Here is a 21,061-nt window from a genome sequence, read left to right on the forward strand (position 1 = left end):
ATGGCGGAGAGTGTCGGCGCCTGGCAAGCGCCGTTCAGACCTTGAACTGGCCAGCGAGGCGCTCGACCGTGCGGGCAATCTCGCTGACCTGAAGGCTGGCGCCGTGGCTCTGTTCGGAGCTGGCAGCGTTGCGTTCGGCCATCTGCGCGATCTCCTCGACGGTGCGCGCGACTTCGCGCGCGGCAGTGGACTGCTCCTTGAGGGTGGCGCGGATCTGGCGCACGGCCTCGACTGCCTCCTCGGTGCGGTGCTGGATGTCCGCCACCGAACGGCCCGCGCCATGCGCTGCGTGCACGCCTTCATCGACGCGGGTGACACCGGTTTCCATCTCGCCGACGGCGTTGCCGGTGCGCGCCTGGATCTGCGCCACCATGTCGCCTATCACCACGGTGGCTGCCGCCGTACGCTCGGCGAGTTTGCGTACCTCGTCAGCGACGACGGCGAAGCCGCGGCCGGATTCGCCCGCACGTGCGGCCTCGATGGCGGCGTTGAGGGCGAGCAGGTTGGTCTGCTCGGCGATCTCCTTGATGGTCGCGACAATGTTGCTGATCTCGATGGAGATGCCCTTGAGGGCGCCGAGGCTGTCGGCAGCGTGGCTGACAGCCTCGGCAATGCGCGAGATCTGTCCGGCAGCGTCGTGGACCACCCGGGCTCCCGCGTGCGCGGCATCGCCGGCTGCCGAAGTCGATTCATGGGCGGTCACCGCACTCTCTTCAAGGTGGTCAATCGATACCGAGAGCTGCTCGATGGTGGCCGCCATCGTCGCCGCAGCGCTCGATTGCCGCACCGCGCCGGAGGCGGTGCTGCTGCTGGCGTCGACCAGGTCGCTGGCGGCGCTCGCCAGCCGTCCGGCGCCGTGGTTCATCTCGAAGGCGATCTCGTACAGGCGGTTGCGCATGATCTGCAGGTTGTTGAATACGCTGCCGATCTCGTCGCCCTTGCCGGGCGGGACGTGGGTGCGCAGTTCGCCGCCGGCGATCTGCCGCGTTACCTCGCAGACGCGCTGCAGACGGCGGTTCTGCTGGCCGACGATGAACCACAGCAGTCCGAACAGCGCCGCGCTCAGCAGCAGTGAGGTGGCAAGGGTGCGCAACGCCGGACCGTGGATGCGTGCGGCCAGGCTGTCCAGCGGAACGCTGGCCTCGATGACGCCGCGTACGTCGCCGATCTTCCAGTCGCGCCGCGGCGAGTCGGGGTGGGCATTGTGACAGTCAACACAGTTGGCCTCGGTCATCACGTCGGCCCGTGCCAGACGCAGCACCGGGCGTCCATGCAGGGTGTCCACGCGCGTGTAGGTGGCGGCCGGATTGCTGCGCAGTTGCGCGAGGGCGGCGCGGCCGAAGTCGTCGATACGGGCGAGGGCGTCGTTGCGGAAGGCAAACGGCGCGTCGCTGTACAGACGCAGTGCAGTGGCACCGCCATCGCCGCCCATCTCCGCGAGCGCACGCATCATGCTCGCCGGCAGCGGGATGCCGTGCGGATCGCCGTCGTAGTCGTGGGTGAGCTGCAGCCCTTGTGCCGCGGCCTTCGGAACAATGGCCCTGACGTAGAACTGGCGGGCGTTGCGGGCGCCCTCGATCATCGCCGCGGCGGTGTTCTCGCCGGCCTCGGCGAGCACCTCGTCCTTCAGGATCAGCATGTTGACGGTGGCGACAGCGCCGATCAGCAGACCTCCGGCGAGGGTGGGGAGGAGCACCTTGGCACGCAGCGACAGATCGCCGAAGCGCCGTCCGAGTTCCTGCAATGCGCCGGAAACCCCTGGGGCGATGACGTAGCCGCGCCGCAGGCGGTGGCCGCTGCCTTCCCGCATGGCGGCGTAGAGCGCTTCGGCGGCGCTGACTTCGGCCGTCGTCGGTTTCATCCGCACGCTCATGTAGCCGCCGTCGGTCAACGGCGTGGCGGTGGCCTTGACCCAGTAGTGGTCACCGTTCTTGCGGCGGTTCTTGACCACGCCTTGCCAGGCGCGTCCTTCCTTGAGTGTTGCCCACATGTCGCGGAAAGCTTCCGTGGGCATGTCCGGATGGCGGACGATATTGTGTGGCTGACCGATGAGCTCTTCGCGGCTGAAGCCGGCGTAGTCAACGAAGTCGTCGTTGACATAGGTGATGCGGCCCTTCGCATCGGTATGGGAAATGATCGAGCAGTCCTCGCGGACCGGGTACTCCACCTGCGTGATCGGAAGGTTCTGCTTCATGCCGCACCTGTGCTCGCCCTCTTGAAGGGTGCAGCGCACGGTGCGATGGACAGTCCGGCCAGGAGCGCAAAACCATCCCCGCAAGCCGTTTCGCGCTGATTGATCGGGCGTCGAATCGGGGGGAAGTTCCGCGGGGGCTGGGCGGAGACAGAATTACTGCAAAGCTGTTGTCACGGAGCCATCTTACTACAACTAAAGTCTTGTCTGACGGGCTGCTGCACCTGAATGGTGCTTCGCAGAGTGGCTTGCGGTTGTCATTGAGAATGCGAATGCGCCCTAATTCGGCGTGGGGTTTGCCCTCGGGGCGAGGATGAAAAGGAAACGGCTGCCTCGGCCGCCGGGTCCGGCTTCAATCCAGATGCGACCTCCGTGGCGTTCGACGATCTTGCGGCTGATCGCCAGGCCGATGCCGTTGCCCTCGTACTCCGTCCGTGTATGCAGGCGCTGAAAGACACGGAAGAGGCGCTCGCGCTGAGCGGGTTCGATGCCGATGCCGTTGTCGCTGACGCTGAACAGCCAGCCCTGCGGATGCGCACTGGCGTCGATATGGACCTCCGGCGCTTCGCCCGCGCGCCGGTACTTGATGGCATTGCCGAGGAGGTTCTGAAACAGGCGCACGAGTTCGTTGCGGCAGGCATGCAGGTGCGGCCATTCGCCGCTGATCTCGACCGCGGCCGCGCTTTCCGCGATGGCCGGCTCAAGGAAGCGGATCGCCTCTTCAAGCGCCTCGCGGACCGGGAAGTCGCTCAGCGGTGCCCCGCTGCGGCCAACGCGGGAATACTCCAGCAGGGAGACCAGCATCTCGTCCATGCGCGTGGCGCCCTCGGCGACGAAGTCGAGCATCCTGCGGGTGTCGCCCGACAGCGTGGTGCCCAGTTCCTGTTCGAGCAGTTGCGCATAGCTGGTGATCATGCGCAATGGCTGGCGCAGATCGTGGGAGGCAACGTAGGCGAACTGTTCGAGTTCGGCATTCGACTTGGCCAGCGCCGCGGCCTGGGCGTCGCGCTCAAGCTCCAGCGTCTTCAGCCAGGTCTGGTCGAAGAGGTAGCCACGGATCGCATCCACCGCGCCATCGCGGTTGCGGCTGATGCGGGTGGCGTCGTGGAACCAGCGGTATTCGCCGCTGCCGGTGCGCAGGCGGTAGGACTGCTCGAAGTGATCCGGCCCGGCGTTCATGCATGCTTGCAGTTCTTGGGTTACTGCGATGACGTCGTCGGGGTGTATGAGGTCGGTGTAGCGCACGTTCGCCGCACACAGTTCGGCAGCACTGTAGCCGAGCACTGCCCCGACGTTGCTCGATACCGCGAGTACCCGGCCGCTGAGGTCGGGTGCCCAGTTCAGCACCACCACCGGGCCGGTGGAGAAGAGGTCGCGCTCCCGGCGCAGGGCTTCGGTGGTCTGGTGGGCCTCGCTGATGTCGCGCGCGATGCAGACGAAGGACGGCGACGTGGATGCGGAGCCCTCCTTGCGGGCGACGCAGAGTTCGAAGTGGCGCAGGCCGTTGGCGGTTGACAGGGCGTAGCGGTGGCCCTGGCTGCGCCCGCGCAGGCGTGCCTCCTGAATGGCCTGTCTGGCAACGGCAGCAACCTCGGCGGGGAGCGTCTCCGCCACCGTGCAGCCAAGGAAGCGCTCCGCGGGGGCGTAGAGCTGGCCGGGGTCTGCGGTGTGTACGCCGATGAAGCGCTCGTCGCCGTCGACCTCGAAGAGCAGGTCGGGGATGGCGTTGAGGGTGGCCGCGAGGTGGCGCTGGGTCTGCTCGTGGCGGCGTTTGAGGAGCGCGGTACGGAAGCCCGCAGCGCTGAGCAGGGCGAGGCTGAGGGCAAAGGCAAGCAGCCACGGCAGGTAGCGTTGCCAGACGTCATGCCAGGTGAACTGGGGGGCACCGTCGAAAGGCGGCAGGCGCAGGCTGCGCAGCAGTCGTTCCACGGCTTCGTAGTCCGCCGCCGCGCTGAAGCCGTGGATGTCGAGTGCCTGTGCGACTGGCGAATCGGCATCCAGCAGCAGCAGCGCGGCGGCGACCCGGCGGGCGGTATCGGGATTGACGTGCGGGGCGGCGAACAGCGGCCACTCGGGGTAGAGGCGGGTCGACAGCTGATGGGGGTAGCCGGGCAGGGTTTCGGCTGCGAGAACACGCACGGCACCCGCACTCAAGCGACCTTCGGCAATCATGCCCTCGATCACGCCGCTGCGCACGAAGCCGGCATCGGCGTGCCCGCCAAGCACCGCGTCGACGACGCGGTCATGGGGGGTGCCGACAAAGCTGAGGCGACCGGCAGCAGGAAGTGGCAGGCCGCTGTCGACCATGCGGGCGGCCTGAGCCTGGTAGCCGCCCAGCGAGAACGGACCCACCGCAGCGATGTGTACGTCAACGAGATCGCCGAGTGTGCGCAGATCCTCACGCTGCGGGTGGACGATGATCACCCCGCCGAAGCTGTTGAGTGCGCCGCTGCCCTGGGCGCGCGGCACCAGGGTGACGAGCGCGCCGGAGAGCGGATTGCGGTTGCGCAGGGCGATGAAGTGGCTCGGGTTGGTGAGCGCGAAGTCGATCTGCTGTCGCGCCAGGGCTGCCTCCAGCTCGTCGTAGGGCAGGGCGATGACGCGCACCGTAATGCCTTTGCCGAGCTCTTCCTGCAGGTAGGCGGCCAGCGGGTGCCAGCGCTGCGCGACCTCGTGTGCCGGGCGGTGGGCAAGAACGCCGATGACGATGCTGTGGGCGGTGTGGGCAGGGAGGGCGGAGATCAGTATGCAGAGCGTGGCGAGCGCTCGCAGGAAAGCGGCAAGCAGCGCACTGCTCGCGCCACACGGTGGGTATTCGTCGCTTTCCGCTGATCTTGCCGTCATCGTGTGCGCTGGCCGTTGGGAGGAGGGAGGTATTCGGCGCTGATCTGCGGTACTGGCGCGGCGCTGGTGGCGATGGCGCCGATCTCGCGCTTGACGGCAAGCAGTTCCGCCGCCACCGCGTGCAGGCGCGGGGCGCCGTGCGCAAGGAGGCGGTGGTTGGTATGGACGTCGGGCAAGTGCAGGCCGCGGAAGGTGCGCAAGGCGGTGGGGCCGTCGCCGCCCAGCCTGATCGCCAGCCGGTAGCCGGCGTCGGCGGGGTTGCTGCGCAGATGGTCGAGGGCGCGGAAATGTGCCCCAAGCAGCGCGCGCAGCGCGGCCCGCCCGGTGCGCCGCTGCAGCGCTGCCGGACGGATGGCGAGCACGTCGTAGATGGTGTCGGGGATCTGGCTGCTGTCGAAGAGCAGCTCGCCTCCCGCGACGAGCAGTGTCGATGCCAGCGGTTCGTAGGTGACGACGGCGTCGATGCTGCCGTCGTGCCAGGCGCCATGCTGCGCGTCGATCGTCATCGGCACTGCGGTGATCGCCCCGTGCGGCAGCTCCGCGGCCTGCAGTGCCTTGTGCAGCATCAGTGCGCCGAGGGCGGAGTCCTCCACGCCGATACGTTTGCCGTCGAGTGCAGCGAGCGAATCGACCCCGGCCTTGCCGATCAGCATGTCGGCGCCGGAGGAGATGTTGAAGATCAGCACCACCGCGAGATCCGTGCCCTTGGCCTGCAGGCGCAGGACTTCGTCAAAGGTCAGGGCGGCGCCGTCAACCTCGCCGCTGGCCAGCAACTGCATGGATTCGGTCGCCGAACCGGTGGCGACGAGCTCCACGGCCTTGCTGTCCAGCCAGCCTTCGTGGCGGGCCATGAACATCAGCTCGTAGCCCGGCCAGACATGGGAGGCTACCCGCAGCGCAGGGCGCTCGGCGGGGGTACAGGCGCCCGCCAGCACGGCGATGGCAATGGCCAGCAACAGTCCCTGCAGGACCCGTGCGGGCGTCATTGCGGCCCTCTGCGAGGCCTTGAGCACCTGCCGCCCCATGCACCTACAGCCGGAAGCGCGCCACCGATTCCTGCAGCCCCGATGCCAGGCGTTCGAGTTCCTGGGCGGCGGCGACAGTGTCCTGGATGGCGCGTTCGTTCTCCTGCGCCATGGTGGCGATGGCGTCGATGCTGCGCGTGACCTGCTCGCTGGCGCGGCGTTGCTCGGCGGTGGCGCTGGCGATGTTGTCGAGTCCCTCGCCGACCTCGCTGACCGAGGCGTTGGCCGCCTCCAGCACCCCGGAGACCTCCTCGGCGGCCTTGCGGCTCGAATCGAGATGCTCCAGACCGCGGTGGATGGAGGTCTGCACCGACTGCGACTGGCGGGTGATCTGCTGGGTGATGCCGTCGATCTCGCTCGCCGAGCGCGCCGACTTCTCCGCCAGCTTGCGCACCTCGTCGGCGACCACGGCAAAGCCGCGGCCCTGTTCGCCGGCACGCGCGGCCTCGATGGCGGCATTGAGGGCGAGCAGGTTGGTCTGCTCGGCGATCTCGCGCACCTCGCGGGTCATGGTGGTGATCGCCTTCGTCGATTCGACGAACTCGCCCACCGAATCGGCCATGTGGCGCACCGCCTGCTGCACCTCGGTGACCTCGCCGACCAGTTGCGCCAGGCTGCGCTGGCCCTCCTGCGAGCGCGCCAGGCTCTCGCGCGAGCGTTCGCGGACGTCCTCGGTGCTGGAGGCGATGTGGGTGATGTTGCCGAGCATCTCGTCGACCGCGGCGGCGGCGCTCACCGACTGCTCGTTCTGGCGGTGAGTGCTCTGCGCCAGGCGTGCGGCGCTCGCCGACAGGCCGCGAGTCGATTCGCTTACCGCTGCGGCCGATTCCCCGACCTGCTTCACCAACCCGCCGATGGTGCTCATCATCTGGTTGAAGGTGCCGGCGGTGGAGCCGATCTCGTCGTGACCGCCGACCTTCAGGCGGCGGCTGAGGTCACCTTCGCCGCGGGCGATCTCGGAAAGGCTGGCGCTCAGTTCGGAGAGCGGGCGGGTGACGAAGGAGCGGATGAAGAGGACGACGAAGCCGAGCAGCGGTATCGACACCATCACCGCGAAGAGGAAGATCTGGTTGCGGAAGTCATCGACCGCTTCATTGACCTTGTCCAGCGAGATGCGCATGCTCACCGCGCCGAGCACGGTGCCTTCGGGGACCATGTGGCAGACCAGGCAGTCCTTGCCGAGATAGTTGGCCGAGGCGCGTGAGGGCAGCACCACGCGCAGATGCTCGCCGTAGTGCGCATCACGCTCGACGCGGATCACCGCCTCGCCGCCGGCGAGCACGCCGCGTTCGGCCTCGTCGGTAGCGGTCTCGGTTGCGGTGCCGGGGCCGTACAGCCGTGCCGTGGCCTCGCCGCGCAGCACCTTCAGGTCACGCACCGAGGAGAGTTCCTTGATCTGGTCGAGGAAGACGTCGCGCTGGTCCACGGTGCCGGTGATCATCATCCCGGTCAGCCCCGCCATGGTCATCTCATTGACCGTGCTGGCGAAGTCCTTGGCCTGCTCGATGGCGGTGTTGCGGCTGACCCGCGTCTCCCAGATGATCATGGTGTTCCAGGCCAGGATCAGCATCAGCCAGATCGCGGCTGCCAGGCGCAGCCAGATGGGGAGGTCTTGAAGTCGGCGCATATCGTTCCTTGCCCGCCGGGCAGATCGTTACCGGCGTTAACGGCGGATGTGAAGCATTCTTGATCAGGGCTTGCCACCTGTCTGCATGGTAGCAAAGCAGCAAAGCTGGCAAAAATGAGAGTAGTCAAGAATAAGCGTGGCTTTTCTGCCCGAGGATCAACTGCGCGCGTGGCGCTGTTGCGCCACCATCGCCAGCACGTAGCCGTTGAGTTCGCGCATCGGTACCGGCTTGCCGAACACGGTGATGTTTTCGGGAAGGCCGCCGTGTTCGGCGATCTCTGCCGCTGACAGGCCGGAGACGACGATGATGTGGGTGTCGGCGGCGAGGCGGTTGTCGCGGATGCGGCGGATCATCTCGAAGCCGTCCATGCCCGGCATGCGCAGGTCGGTGATCAGCAGGTCGGGGGTGTCGCGGCCGATGGCGAGCAGGACGTCGAAGCCGCTGGAGACGATGTCGAGCCTGACGGGGAGCTGCCAGGCATCGATGGAGTGGCGGTAGAGCTTCTGCAGGACGGTGTCGTCCTCGGCGACGAGGATCTTCAGCGCTTGCCCGTGCGGGCGCGCTGCGCTGCCGTTGCGTGTGCCGGTCTGCGACTGGGCGATGAAGCGGTCCACCGAGGACTGCAGGATGCGCCGATGGCCGCCGGCGGTCTTCCAGCCTTCGAGGACCCCGCTTTCCACCATCTGCTGGACGGTGCCCAGGGAAAGGCCGAGCTGGCGCGCGGCCTGGGTGGTGCTGCAATAGTCTGCGGAAGGGGTCTTGCGGGTCATTTTGCTGGAAATGCCAAATATGATGCCGGGGCCGAATATTGGCATATTAATGCAGATTTGGCATCTTCTCCGATGCGCGCCAGCCGCCGCTGGCGGGGCATTCAGTCTGCCGGGCCGGCAATGGCGTCGAGCACGCGTTCCAGTTCGGCGCGGCGCAGCGGTTTGGCGAGGTAGTCGTCCATGCCTGCGGCCAGGCAACGTTCGCGGTCACCCTGCATGGCATTGGCGGTGAGTGCGACGATGGGGGTGGGTGTGGCGCCGCTGTCCTGTTCGTGGCTGCGGATGGCGCGGGTGGCGGCGATGCCGTCGAGTACCGGCATCTGCATGTCCATCAGGACCAGATCGAAGGGCCCGTCCTTGAAGGCCTGCACTGCGGCCGTGCCGTCGTGGGCAAAGCTGACCTGGTGGCCGAGCTTGCGCAGCAGGCTGTCCATCAGGCGGCGGTTGATCTCGTTGTCCTCGGCCACCAGGATGTTCAGGCTGCGCGTACGCGTTGCCGGCGCTGCCGGCGTTGTCGCGGGAGGCGGGCTGACGGTGGCCGGCAAGGCCGCGCTGCCTCTCTCGGCGAGGGCGAAGCGGGCGCAGAAGCTGAAGCGGCTGCCCTGTCCGGGGGTGCTGTCGAAGTCGAGGGTGCCGCCCATCATCTCCACCAGGCGGCGCGAGATGGTCAGTCCCAGACCGGTGCCGCCGTAGGCGCGGTTGATCGAGGCGTCGGCCTGGGCAAAGGGCTCGAAGATGTGGGCCTGTTTGTCGGCGGCGATGCCGATGCCGGTGTCGACGACGGTGAAGCGCAGCGCACAGTGTCCGGCGGCGATCTCGCCAAGCTCGCCGAGCAGGCGCACGCTGCCGCGGGCGGTGAACTTGACCGCGTTGCCGAGCAGGTTCATCAGTACCTGACGCAGCCGTGCGGGGTCGCCGCGGACTTGGGGGGGCAGCCGCGGGTCGAGCTCCAGCGCCAGCTGCAGGCCCTTGCGCTGCGCGGCGAGGTCGAAGCTGGCGAGGCTGCTGCGCAGCAGCGCGGCAAGATCGAAGCTGTCGTCGGCGAACTCCAGGCGGCCGGCCTCGATCTTGGAGAAGTCGAGGATGTCGTTGATGATGGTGAGCAGGTGTTCGGCCGAACCCAGGATCATCTGCAGGTTGCGGCGCACGGCATCGGGCAGGGTTTCTTCGAGGGTGAGCTGGGCGAGGCCGATGATGCCGTTCATCGGTGTGCGGATCTCGTGGCTCATGTTGGCGACGAAGGCGCTCTTGGCTTCGCTGGCGGCTTCAGCGCTGGCGCGCGCCTGAACCAGTTCGTCGATCATCTGGCGTTGTTCGCTGATGTCGGTCATGGTGCCGATGAGGCCACTGTCGAGGGCGCCGATGTTGTCGCGCCGCCTGACCTGCACGCTGACCCACGGGCGCTGCGTACCCGCGGTGCGCAGGCGGGTCTCGAAGCGCGTCGTGCTGCGCTCCCCCTGCCTGACTGCGTCGAGCAGGGGGAGCGCCGCTGCGGCGTCCTCGGCGTGGAAGAAGCTCTCCAGGGGCTGGCCGACCGTGTCGCTGTGGGTAAAGCCGGTAATACGGCCCCAGGCGGTGTTGACGAAGTGCATGCGGCCGGCCCAGTCGGTCTGGAAGATCACCTCGCCGACTGTTTCCAGTACGGTGCGCAGGCGCACTTCGTTCTCGGCGGCGAGGGCACGCAGCTGCTCGGTGCTTTCGTGATTGATGCACGCCCGGCAGGCTGTCGCCAGGCGCGCGAAGATCGGTTCGAGGGCGGCGATGATGCTGTCGTCGATGGGGCGGCCTGGGCGGACCAGTGCGCACAGGCCGATCCCCGGCAGGGCCATGAAATGGGTATGGCTGTGGTCGGGGCCGGTTACGCAGGCGCTGGGCTGGCGGTCGGCGGCGTAGTGCCTCATCGCCGCCAGCAGGGTGGGGTCGCTGGCCAGCAGCGTGCTCTCGCGCAAAGGGTAGGCAAAGCGATGCACCGGCTCCTCACCGTCCTTCTCGTCCAGCCAGACGTGCGCCGCGCGGCAGCCGAGCAGCTTCAGCGCCGGCGGGAAGAAGCGGCGCAGCATTGGCCCGAGGCGCAGCTCCTGCCCGATCAGCAGGGCCAGCTCGTACTGCAGCGCGACGAGCGCGAGGCTCTGGTTGGCAAGCGGCGGCATCGGCATGCTCAGGCCCGTGGCGAGGCGAGCACCAGGGTCTTGTTGTAGAACTCCAGGCAGGTGCTGCCGCCGTTGGCGATCTCGCCCAGGGTGAGCATGCCGAACAGCGGACGTGCACCGACGGCCTGTTGCACGGCCTCCAGCTCGCGGGTGAAGGCGTCCTGCAGGAAGAGCACGCGGCTGATGCAATCCACCACCATTACTGCGTCGTTGCCGGCGGCGAGCTGCTTGCCGCAACGCGCGGCAGCGTCGATGAGCGCCTCCGGCTGGCCGCGCAGCAGGTGCACCACGCTGTTGGCGGGCACCTCGCCGACGCAGGTGACGCCGCTGTCGGTGCGGGTGATGGGGTCGCGCACCACCAGGCTGCCATCCGGACGCTCCATGCCGAAGGGGTAGGCCTTGGCGATGCTGAAGAAGTTGCCGCTGTCGAAACGCTGGCCGCTGTCGGCCTCGACGTGCTGCCGGTAAACCTCGAAGGCGGGCTTGAAGTCGAGGTGGGTGACGATGTTGCCTTGTGCCGCGGTGACCACGAAGGGGCCGGCGAAGCGCTGCCAGCCGTGCTCGACGGCGAGGTCCAGGGGCCACGGCAGGCTGACCAGCTGGGCATGATCGGTGAGCATGCCCTGGTTGGAGAACAGGCAGGGCTTGCGTACGAAGCTGAGGCTGCCGGCGCCGCCGCCGAAATAGCCCGGTTCGCTGCCCAGGACATCGTAGATGCCGTCGAGCAGTGCGCCGATGCGGGTGGCCATGCCGTCAACCAGCACCAGCAGGCTGTGCGGCGGTTCCGTGCCATCGAAAAGCGCTTCCACCGATTCATAGTAGTCGGCATCGGGGTCGGAGAGGCCGGGCAGGTCCACCACCGTCAGCGCGGTGCTGAAGCCGATCACCAGATAGCCGAGCGGCTGGTTGCGGCGTTCGTGGATGAGCTGCGGGAAGACGCCGCCGCACACCGGCACGTCGAGCCTGCGCAACCAGTCGTCGAAATCATCCGCGCGACAGTCGTTGCCGTCGGCAGCGAGGATGGCAAGGGCCCGTGCACCGCCGGCAAGAGCTTGCCCGGCGAGGGCGAACAGTGCGGCCGGTGCCGGATCGGCGCTGAAGTGGATGGAAAGCCGGGGCATGGTCAAGATTGCTCTCCCGTGTAGTTGAACGCGTCGGGTGGAGTTTAACCCAGTGTGGGTGGGTCATTGGGGTTGGTTGCATATTTGCAATTAATAAAAAAAATGCCATAAATGACACTTTTCTGACTTTCTGCTGGCCCGGCTATTGCTTGGCTTGATGAGCCGCCCCACTCCTGCAGATCCATGTCCGATCTTTCCTTGCCCCTCGCTGCGTCGCCTTCGTTCCCTGCCGGGCAGCGTCGTGTGCCGGCCTGCCTCGATCTGCACCGTGCCGGTGCGGTGGTGCGCGGCGGAGCTGCCCCCATCCCCCGGTTTGGTGACCGCGTCATTCGCCTGCTAACAATGAACAGGCAGCCTGTACACGTCTTCGACAAGCCGGGCGTGGGTTGTGGGGAGGGCTGAACCCGTGCATCCCGCACCCAGCGACCTGCTCCCCTGCGCTCAGCTGCGCCACCACCCGCGCGGGAGCTTCATCTGTACGCCGGGACGGGCCGGCGACCGCGTCTTCGTGCTGCAGAGCGGGCGCGCGCGGGTCTTCCTCGCCGGCGAGGGCAAGGAGCTCACCCTGGCCTTTCTCGAACCCGGGGAGATCTTCTCCACCCACAGCCGTGCCTGGGTCGAGGCGGTCACCGACTGCTGCGTGCAGGTGGCCGACACGCGCAGCTTCCAGGCCCGCCTGCTGGCCGAGCCGCAGCTCACCCCGGTGGTCATCCGCGTGCTTGCGCGGCTGCTCGCCGGCTCCATCGACATCATCGAGAATCTCGCCTTCCGCGACGTGCCCGCGCGCCTGGCGCACTACCTCCTCGAACAGGCCGCAGCTATCGATCCGGCCCTGCCCGCGGGGCTGCGTCTGCCCCTCGCCCTGCGCAGCGAGGACATCGCCCGCATGCTCGGCACCACGCGGCAGACGGTGTCTTCCCTGCTCACCGGATTGGTGCGCAGTGGTGTGCTGGCGCGTGACGGCCGGCGTGCGCTGATCATCCTCGATCCGGCAGCGCTGCGTCGGCGTGCCGGCGCCGGCGGTTTGTCGGCTGGCTGACAGACAGCGCGGCGGCAGGCGGCGACAATGGCGCCATCACCCCTTCTGCCCGGAGTGCCCCGATGTCCGACAATCCCTACGCCGCAGCCGTGGCCGCCAACCCCTTCGCCCAGGCCCTCGACAAGCCGGACCGCTACGTCAGCTTCTGCGGCATCGACTGCGACGGCAACGCCCGTCTGCTGATGCAGTACGTGCGCCGCCACATCGACCAGCCCGGGCAGAGCAATGCCTTCTGGGACAAGTTCCGCGACAAGCTGGAAGGACGCAGCAGCCAGCGTTGTGACGAACTCTTCCTGGTACATAGCTACATCAACATGATCCGCGAACTGTTCGAAACCCACGGCGACGACGAGGCCCTCGCGCTGCTCGAACGCATCGAGGAGGAGTGCTGCTGAATCAGCCCGCCTGTCTCTGCAACACCTGCAGGGCCATGCTGCCGTGTTCGGCGCTCAGCGCCTGCCCGCCGAGCAGGCGGGCGACGATGCGCTCGGGGGAGAGGACGATGAGGATGGCCTCGTCGCCGTGTTCGGGGCGTACGACGAACTCGGCCAGGGCGGCGTTGCTCTGGTAGAGCTGGTTGACCGGGTCGATGTGGTCGTTGGCGACCTCCGGGATTTCCCCGAGGCGGTGGACGAGGATGCCGAAGGGCGCCTCGTCGCGTCCGCGCACCACCACGACCTGGCGGTAACTGCCGGCATCGACCGGGCGGCGCAGGCGCAGGTGGTCCTTGAGGTCGAGCACGAGTACCGGGCGCTCGCGGAACATGAACACCCCGCTGACATGGGCGGGCAGGCCCGGCACCGGGGTGATGCCGACGGCGTCGACGGCTTCGAGCACGCGGCTGGCCGCGATGCCCAGCCATTCGTCGCCGATGAAGAAGGTGGCGATCTCCGTGCTGGCCACCGTTGCGGCGTTCTGGCGCAGACGCGGCAGGCGTACGCTGTCCTGGGGAGCGGTTGCCGTTGCCGCTGCCGCGGGGCTCTCCAGCGGTACGAAGACCAGCGCGGCGAGGTCGTTGCGGTAGGCGTCGGCAGCGGATTTGTACTCGCGGTAGCCGGCCGACATGGACACGCCGATGGCGTGGTAGCTGTCGCCGATGAGCTGGATGTCGGCCGTGTGCGCACCGTTGTCGAGACGCAGCAGGCCGTCGCCCACCGGCAGCGTGCTGCCGACCGGGAAGCGTGCGTCGGTGCTGGCGATCACCATGCGCTGGCGGTCGGCGAATACCGCGAAGCTGCCTGCCAGCACCTCGCCATCGGCGCTGCGCGGCAGGGCGTCGTGCAGCATGGCGGTGAACTGGGGTTCGGCATCGAAGACGATGCCGATGCCGCCGCAGGCCCGCCCGTCGTTGCCGGGGATCGCTGCGGCATAGACGTAGGTGTGGCGGTTGCGGTACAGCGGGGTGGGGGCGAAGGCCGACACCACGTAGCTCTGGGTATCGGTGAGGTTCAGGCAGCGGCGCACCCATTCCTCGTTCACGGTCTGGCCCAGACAGTCGCCATACTCGGGGTTGGAGACCGCCAGCGCGACGCCGGCGGCGTCGAAGACGACGAGGTTGTCGTACACCGTGTAGAGCGCGTTGATCGCCTCCAGGACCGCGGTGATGCGCGCGCCGACCCCCGCGGAGTCGGCGCGGCAGTGCGCCAGCTGGGTTGCGAACAGGCTCGTCAGTGCCCACCAGCGGCAGTCATTGGCGCGTTCGTACAGGTTGCGGTCCATGATGTCGATGGCCAGCGAGGCTAGGGCCTGTTCTCATTCGCGCTGGCGGATCGCGTGGGCCAGTCTGGCTGTGCCGGCAAGGCGCGCGAGGCAGTCAATGGCCGCTCCCTTGACAACGAGCGCAACGCCGCCGGCGCGGCCAGACTGGCCCACCCGAAGGGCTCGCACCAAATGGCCCGCATCTCGGCGTTGCGCCTCCTTGCAAGACGGCCAGTCTTGCTGCGTCGGCGCGCCTTGATCTGCGAGCCATTTGGTGCAAGCGCGACCGCCAGCGCGAATGAGAACAGGCCCTAGGGCCAGTACAGGCCACAGAATCAGTGTCTGACGCATCGCCTCAGTTCTCGTAAACAGTTACCAGGCGATCGCTGGCGAACATCGCGGCGGGAGAAATGACCTGCTCGTCGGCGGGCGGCTGGCCTGGCCAGCGTTCGCGGATCTTGGCCTGGACGGCCGGATGGGACAGGTCGAATTCGCTGATCGTCTGCAGGGCGCCGATCTCGATGCCGAGCGCGCGCTGATAGACCTTCCAGACCAGCTCGGAGCAATACACGCGCTCGTCCGACCACTCGAAGTAGAGGTCGTAAGGACGCCCCAGCAGGGCCTCGCCTTCGGCAAGCAGGCGCTGCAGCGCCGCTGCCGTGAGCACCTGTCCGGCATCGACAAGGCGCCTGACCACGAAGCGCCCGCCCTCGCCCCTGCGCACCCAGTCGGCCAGCGGCGTGAACTTCACCGGTTCGACGGCCTCCAGCACCAGCGCCTGGCCGTCGCGGATGAACACCATGCCCATGTGGCTGTAGGGCGATGCCGTGGCCTTCTGCACCGCCAGGCTCTGTGCCGAACGCGAGGTGTGAAAGATGATGTCGCCACCACGCGCCTGATAAGCGCCTGCAGCATGGCAGGCAGGCGCGAGGATGAACAGCAGGGAGATGAGCAGAAGTCTCACGATTGCTCCACAAGGTGTCGCCCGGGGCAGGACAACTGCCGCCGGTACGGCGCAATATGATAACCGCAAGAATGGCGGCGACGCCCCCGACAACGAAAAAGGAGCCTTGCGGCTCCTTTTTCGTGCTGCCGATGAGGCATCGAGGCCTCATCAGCGAATGTCTGGAGCGGGAAACGAGTCTCGAACTCGCGACCTCAACCTTGGCAAGGTTGCGCTCTACCAACTGAGCTATTCCCGCGTATCGTGCTGCCTGTGGAGCCTTGCTCCGTGCCGTGCGTTGCGCGACGGGGGCGAACTATACCGCCCTTCCCACAGCGATGCAACACCCCCGCGAAGAAAGCGCCCTGCTCACGCCAGGCGCAGCGTCGCGCTGATGCAGACGCCGTCGCCGCCGGGCAGATTGGTGGCACTGAGGCTGCCGCCGTGGAAGGCGGCGATCATGCGGGCGACGTAGAGGCCGAGACCCAGATGAGGATCGGCGCCACTGCCATCGGCCTTGCGCACCGACACCATGGCCTCGAACATCCGCCCCTGGAGGGCGTCCGGCAGCAAGGGGCCGCGGTTGATCACCGCCAGCGTGCAGGTGGTGGTCTGGAACTGCAGGACGACACGGATCGGCGCCCCCGCGACAGTGAAATCGACGGCATTGTCGACGAGCTTGTCGAGCATCTGCGCAGCGAGATCGGGCGCACCGCGCACCCACACCGGATAGGGCGGCAGCTCGGCCTCGAAGACCTGCGCCGGATGCACGGCGCGATAACCATTGACGCATTCTGCAAGCACCGCGCGCAGGTCGAAACGCTCGCTGGCAGTGCTTGCCAGCGCCTGTTCGAGGCGGGTCGCCTCGCTCATCCGCGAGAGGATGCGCGAAAGGCGGTCAAGCCCGCCCTGGGCGCGCTCCATATAGGTGCGGGCATCCTCCGGCAGCTGCGCGGCATCGAGGTTCTCCAGCGACGAGCGCACCACGGCGATGGGGGTGCGCAGTTCGTGGGAGAGACGGCTGGCCATGTTCTCGAGATAGGCATGATGGCCGCTGAGGCGTTCGAGGAGCGCGGAAAAGCTGCGCGACAGGTCGCCGACCTCGTCGCCCGCGCGCGAGGCGGTGACCAGCGTGGTGATGCGCCCTTGTCCATCGATGGCGTGCTCGGCTTCGTCGCGCAGGCGACGGATACGCGACGACAGATGGGAGGCAAAGGCCAGCACCGGCAAGGCGACGAGACCGAAGCCGATCACCGTGAGCAGCACCAGGCGCTCCAGCGCATGCTGGCGCAGCGAGGCGATGGAGCGGGCGTCCTCCTCCACTACCACCGCACCGATGACACGATCACGCTCCCAGATCGGGTGGGCGGCGGAAACCCGCAAGGCCTTGCCGTCGCCACTGCCGCGCAGGGCAGCGGCGGGGATACCCATCAGCGCGTCGTGCACCTCGCGCCCACGGATGATCTCCCAGTCATCGCCGACCACCTCACCGGGCGCCTGGGCGATGCGCGCGACCCAGCGCCGCCAGGTTGCCAGCCAGTAGCCCGCGCCCTCCTCCGGCGCCTCATCGGCCGCGGGGAGCTGGCCGGCCAGTGCCAGCACACGCAGATCGCGGCTGACCACGCTGATGCGCGAGGTGCTGCGCTGCACCCCGCGGAGTATGGCCTCCAGCTCGGCGAGACTGCGCTGCGGGGTGATCAGCGCGGCGAGCGGCGTGCGCATGACGTCGATGATCTCCTCCCCGGGCAACAGCGAATCTCCCGCAGCCACCGCCGAAGACGGCTCCCATTCGCGCAGCCCGAGCAGTTGCGGACGTTCGTGCAGCGCCGTGGCCACCGCGCGCGCGGTGGCGATGACGGCCTGCTGCTGGCCATCCACCATGAAGGCTTCCATCTCGACGACGTATCGGTAGCCCACCCACGGCAGTGCCAGCAGGAGCAGCGACAGCAGCGCCAGCTTGCTGCGCAGGCTGAGGCGCGGATGCGCCGGCGTGCTCATGCGTCCTTCCAGCGGTAGCCCATGCCGTAGACGCTTTCGATGGCGTCGAAAGCGTCATCGACCGCCGCGAACTTGCGGCGGATGCGCTTGACGTGCGAGGTGATGGTGCCGTCGTCAACCAGACGGGCATCGTGCATGAGCTGGTCGCGGCTCTTGACGTGGCCGGGGGTCCTGGCCAGCGTATGCACCATCCAGAACTCGGTAAGGGTGAGATCCACCGCCTCCCCGCGCCACTGCGCCGCCAGCCGCATCACGTCCAGGCGCAAGGCGCCGCGCTCAAGGCAGTCTTCCTGCGGCTTCGCCTCGGCAAGCGCGTCGATGCGGCGAAACAGGGCCGCAATGCGCGCCAGCAGGTGGGGCATGGAGATGTCCTTGGTGAGATAGTCATCGGCGCCCAGGCGCAGGCCGGAGACGACATCGAAATCACTGTCGCGCGCAGAAAGGAAGATGATCGGCAGGCGTCGGGAGAGCGCGCGCAGCTCGCTGCACAGGGTAAAGCCGCCTTCGGGCTCGTCGCCAAGGCCGACATCGATCACCGCGAGGTCGGGCAGGCGCACCCGGAAGGCGGCCATCGCTTGCGCGCGGTCGGCGTGGGCGGCAACCTCATAGCCCTGGCGGGTGAGCGCCTCGGCGTAATTGGCACGGATGGCGGCTTCATCCTCGACGATGGCAATGCGGCGTTTCATGTGCAGCCCCGGAACTTCGGCAAAGCGCCAATGGTAGCGCGCCCGCTCAGTTCGCGGCGCGCCCGAACAGACGCCTGAACCAGCCTCCCGCCGGCGCCGGGGGCGGGTCGACAGGCGCATGGCTCTGCAGGTGGGCGCGCACCGCCCCGGCGTAATCGGCATCGTCGCGGCGGATGTGGCTGAGCAGCCAGTTCTTGAGCAGTTCGTGGAGCTCGACGGCGACATCCTCACCATCGCCAAAGCGTTCGGCGTAGAGATTGACCCGCCGCACGAAGAGCTCATGAACGCGCTTGTGGGCCTTGCAGAAAGGATAGCCGGCCTCTTCCTGCACGCTCTCCTCGAAGGCGAAGTGCGACAGCGTGTAGTCCATCATGCCGTCGATGACCCGGCCGATGGCTGCGCGGTCGGACGCCGCGCTGGCCTCTTCGAGTTCGTTGATGTAGTCGACGATGCGCATGTGCTGCTTGTCGATGACGTCGATACCGGTGTTCAGATCGCTGGTCCAGCGGATGGGCACGACACGCTCCTCTCGGGGTTGGATGCGCTGCCGCCCGGGCAGAGCCGGGCAGCATGCGGCAGGCGATTCATATTGTATATGAGCGGATTATATACACATTCCGGTCATGGCCTTGTCGCCGATCTGCAAAGATCTGCGACCTCCTGCGGCGCCGCGCAAACGCCATTTTTATGCCACTTTTCGCCCGCACTTCTCCCCTTTTCGCCCCCGCTGGCGACCGCATCGGGCGCTGTAATGCAATCACTGGCACAACGCTCATTGCATACAGGGAGAACACTGATGAACACGATCACTGCCGCAGCACAACGGCCACGGCATCACGCCATGGAAATCGCCACGCTGGTGGCACACATCCTCCTCGGCGGACTGGGCATCGCCCTCGCCCTGGGGGCTCTGGTCCTCTTCCTCGCCAGCCCCGCGCACGCCGCCGGCGACACCACCGTGGCAATGCCCGCTGCCGCCGCCGGCCAGGGCACCCTGCTGCTGCGCGCCGCCGACGGCAGCACCCACGCCGTACCGGTGCTCGACACCGAGGTAGACATCCGCGTCAGCGGCCCGCTGGCCCGGGCACGCGTGGTGCAGACCTTCCGCAACCCCGGCGAAGCCTGGCAGGAAGGCATCTACGTCTTTCCGCTGCCCGACAACGCCGCCGTCGATCGCATGCGCCTGCGCATCGGCGAACGCATCGTTGAAGGAGAGATCCGCGAACGCGAGGAGGCCCGCGCCACTTTCGAACAGGCCCGCGAGCGCGGCCAGCGCGCCGCACTGGTGGAACAGGAGCGCCCCAACCTGTTCACCACCAGCGTCGCCAACATCCCCCCCGGTGCCGAAGTGAAGGTGGAGATCGAATACCAGCAAACCCTCGACTATCAAATCATCGACGGCAGCGGACGCTACAGCCTGCGCTTCCCGATGGTCGTCGGCCCGCGCTACATCCCCGGCGATGCGCTGACTGGCGAGGATCGTGGCCGCACCCGGGGCACCGACCAGGTGGCCGACGCCGGACGCATCAGCCCGCCGGTACTGCACCCGTCCGCTGGCCTCATCAACCCGGTACGGCTGCGTGTCGAGCTCGATGCCGGCGTCCCCGTGGCCGCCCTCGACAGCCCTTACCATGCCATCCGCAGCAGCGCCCCGACGCCCAGCCGCCGGGTCGTGGAACTGGCCGCCGGCGCCACCCCGGCCAACCGCGACTTCGTGCTCACGTGGACGCTGGCCGCCGGCCAGGCCCCGCGCGTTGCGCTGTTCGTCGAGCGCGGCGAAAAGCTTGATCACGCCCTGCTGATGCTGGTGCCGCCGCAGCTTCCGGCCGGCGAACGTCCGCTGCCGCGCGACGTGGTGTTCATCATCGACACCTCGGGTTCGATGGAGGGCACCTCCATCGTCCAGGCCCGCGAGGCCCTTGCCCTCGCCCTGCGCCGCCTGGGGCCGCAGGACCGCTTCAACGTCATCGAATTCAACTCCATCACCAGTGCCCTCTACGACGGTGTGCGCGACGCCACCCCCGAACGCATCGAACAGGCCACCCGCTGGGTGCGCAGCCTGCAGGCCCGCGGCGGCACCGAGATGGCCCCGGCGCTGAGCGCCGCCCTCGACCGCGGCGAGGACCCGGCGCGCGTGCGCCAGGTGATCTTCCTCACCGACGGCGCGGTGGGCAACGAGGAAGCCCTCTTCCGCCTCATCGAGGAGCGCCTCGGCGACGCCCGCCTGTTCACCGTTGGCATCGGCTCCGCCCCCAACAGCCACTTCATGCGCAAGGCCGCCGCTGCCGGGCGGGGCACCTTCACCTACATCGGCAATGTCGACGAGGTTCAGGCGCGCATGTCGGAACTCTTCGCCCGCCTCGAAACGCCGCTGCTGAAAGGGATCGAAATACGCTGGCCGGAGGGCACCGAGGCCGACCAGTGGCCGCGCAAGCTGCCCGACCTGTATGCCGGCGAACCGCTGGTGGTGGCCGTCGCACTGAAGAAGGCGGACGGTGAGGTGCAGGTCAGCGGCTGGGGGCGCGAGGTGCGCTGGCAGTCCGCGGTGGACCTCCGCCAGGCCAATACCGGCAGTGGTCTCGGCGCCCTGTGGGCACGCCAGCGCATCGACGCGCTGATGGACAGCCTGCGTGCCGGCGCCGCCGAGGACGAAGTGCGCCAGGAAGTCATCGCCGTTGCCCTCGCCCACCGCCTGACCAGCCGCTACACCAGCCTGGTGGCGGTCGACCGCACGCCCGTGCGCCCCGCCGACAGCGCCCTGCAAGGCGGCGCCATGCCCACCAACCTGCCCCACGGCTGGGAACACGAAGCAGTCTTCGGCCAGCTGCCGATGGGCGCCACCGACGCCCGCCTGAACCTCCTCCTTGGCACCCTCGCCCTCCTTGCCTGCGCCCTGCTGTGGGCGCTGCAGCGCCGCCGTCCGCAAGCCGCCGCCGCGCTGTGAAGGCCTTCCTGATCCGCTTCCGGG

General features: G+C 67.9%; 15 protein-coding genes and 1 tRNA gene. 3 read left to right on the plus strand and 13 right to left on the minus strand.

Translation table 11 applies throughout. The features are described 5' to 3' along the window. Positions 1 to 34: 34 nt before the first annotated feature. The 7 genes from C8261_RS06395 to C8261_RS06425 form a co-directional block, all read right to left on the minus strand. The gene (locus tag C8261_RS06395) at positions 35 to 2,194 is read right to left on the minus strand and encodes a methyl-accepting chemotaxis protein (protein WP_107492829.1); all 2,160 of its coding nucleotides are present in this window, start codon (positions 2,192 to 2,194) and stop codon (positions 35 to 37) included. Between the two features lie 276 nt (positions 2,195 to 2,470). After that, positions 2,471 to 5,035 carry a PhnD/SsuA/transferrin family substrate-binding protein gene (locus C8261_RS06400; RefSeq protein WP_107492830.1) on the minus strand — a complete coding sequence of 855 codons (2,565 nt, stop codon included), beginning with the start codon at positions 5,033 to 5,035 and terminating at the stop codon, positions 2,471 to 2,473. Further along, positions 5,032 to 6,021: an ABC transporter substrate-binding protein gene (locus C8261_RS06405; RefSeq protein WP_181358866.1), complete on the minus strand. Its 990-nt coding sequence runs from the start codon at positions 6,019 to 6,021 to the stop codon at positions 5,032 to 5,034. Before C8261_RS06405 ends, C8261_RS06400 begins: the two co-directional genes overlap by 4 nt. A gap of 43 nt (positions 6,022 to 6,064) precedes the next feature. After that, positions 6,065 to 7,687 carry a methyl-accepting chemotaxis protein gene (locus tag C8261_RS06410; RefSeq protein WP_107492832.1) on the minus strand — a complete coding sequence of 541 codons (1,623 nt, stop codon included), beginning with the start codon at positions 7,685 to 7,687 and terminating at the stop codon, positions 6,065 to 6,067. 156 nt (positions 7,688 to 7,843) lie between these two features. Further along, the gene (locus C8261_RS06415) at positions 7,844 to 8,458 is read right to left on the minus strand and encodes a response regulator (RefSeq protein ID WP_107492833.1); all 615 of its coding nucleotides are present in this window, start codon (positions 8,456 to 8,458) and stop codon (positions 7,844 to 7,846) included. A gap of 101 nt (positions 8,459 to 8,559) precedes the next feature. Continuing rightward, positions 8,560 to 10,608 carry a PAS domain-containing hybrid sensor histidine kinase/response regulator gene (locus tag C8261_RS06420; protein WP_181358867.1) on the minus strand — a complete coding sequence of 683 codons (2,049 nt, stop codon included), beginning with the start codon at positions 10,606 to 10,608 and terminating at the stop codon, positions 8,560 to 8,562. Positions 10,609 to 10,616: 8 nt separating this feature from the next. Next, positions 10,617 to 11,729, minus strand: a complete 1,113-nt coding sequence (locus tag C8261_RS06425; protein ID WP_107492835.1) for an FIST signal transduction protein — start codon at positions 11,727 to 11,729, stop codon at positions 10,617 to 10,619. Positions 11,730 to 12,135: 406 nt separating this feature from the next. Between C8261_RS06425 and C8261_RS06430 the strand changes: the two genes are divergently transcribed. Further along, entirely contained in the window at positions 12,136 to 12,768 is a 633-nt protein-coding gene (locus C8261_RS06430; RefSeq protein ID WP_146161653.1) for a Crp/Fnr family transcriptional regulator, read from the plus strand. A 62-nt stretch (positions 12,769 to 12,830) separates the two neighbouring features. Next, entirely contained in the window at positions 12,831 to 13,163 is a 333-nt protein-coding gene (gene cowN / locus C8261_RS06435; RefSeq protein ID WP_107492837.1) for a N(2)-fixation sustaining protein CowN, read from the plus strand. 1 nt (position 13,164) lies between these two features. Here cowN and C8261_RS06440 read toward each other — a convergent pair whose 3' ends face one another. The 6 genes from C8261_RS06440 to C8261_RS06465 form a co-directional block, all read right to left on the minus strand. Continuing rightward, positions 13,165 to 14,487, minus strand: a complete 1,323-nt coding sequence (locus C8261_RS06440) for a chemotaxis protein CheW (protein ID WP_107492838.1) — start codon at positions 14,485 to 14,487, stop codon at positions 13,165 to 13,167. A gap of 334 nt (positions 14,488 to 14,821) precedes the next feature. Further along, a complete protein-coding gene (locus C8261_RS06445) occupies positions 14,822 to 15,430 on the minus strand; it encodes a YiiX family permuted papain-like enzyme (RefSeq protein ID WP_219905153.1) in 609 nt (202 codons plus the stop codon). A gap of 162 nt (positions 15,431 to 15,592) precedes the next feature. Beyond that, a tRNA-Gly gene (locus tag C8261_RS06450) sits at positions 15,593 to 15,668 on the minus strand. Positions 15,669 to 15,778: 110 nt separating this feature from the next. Next, positions 15,779 to 17,407, minus strand: a complete 1,629-nt coding sequence (locus C8261_RS06455) for a histidine kinase dimerization/phospho-acceptor domain-containing protein (RefSeq protein WP_107492839.1) — start codon at positions 17,405 to 17,407, stop codon at positions 15,779 to 15,781. Further along, on the minus strand, positions 17,404 to 18,093 hold the full coding sequence (gene pdsR, locus C8261_RS06460; RefSeq protein WP_107492840.1) for a proteobacterial dedicated sortase system response regulator: 690 nt from the start codon (positions 18,091 to 18,093) through the stop codon (positions 17,404 to 17,406). Before pdsR ends, C8261_RS06455 begins: the two co-directional genes overlap by 4 nt. A gap of 46 nt (positions 18,094 to 18,139) precedes the next feature. Next, a complete protein-coding gene (locus tag C8261_RS06465; RefSeq protein WP_107492841.1) occupies positions 18,140 to 18,610 on the minus strand; it encodes a bacteriohemerythrin in 471 nt (156 codons plus the stop codon). A gap of 279 nt (positions 18,611 to 18,889) precedes the next feature. On the opposite strand from C8261_RS06465, the gene C8261_RS06470 reads away from it, so the two are divergent. Continuing rightward, complete coding sequence (locus C8261_RS06470) at positions 18,890 to 21,037, plus strand: marine proteobacterial sortase target protein (RefSeq protein ID WP_181358869.1); 2,148 nt, start codon at positions 18,890 to 18,892, stop codon at positions 21,035 to 21,037. The last annotated feature ends 24 nt before the right edge of the window (positions 21,038 to 21,061 follow it).

The organism is Pseudothauera lacus (assembly GCF_003034845.1).
GTDB lineage: Bacteria > Pseudomonadota > Gammaproteobacteria > Burkholderiales > Rhodocyclaceae > Pseudothauera > Pseudothauera lacus.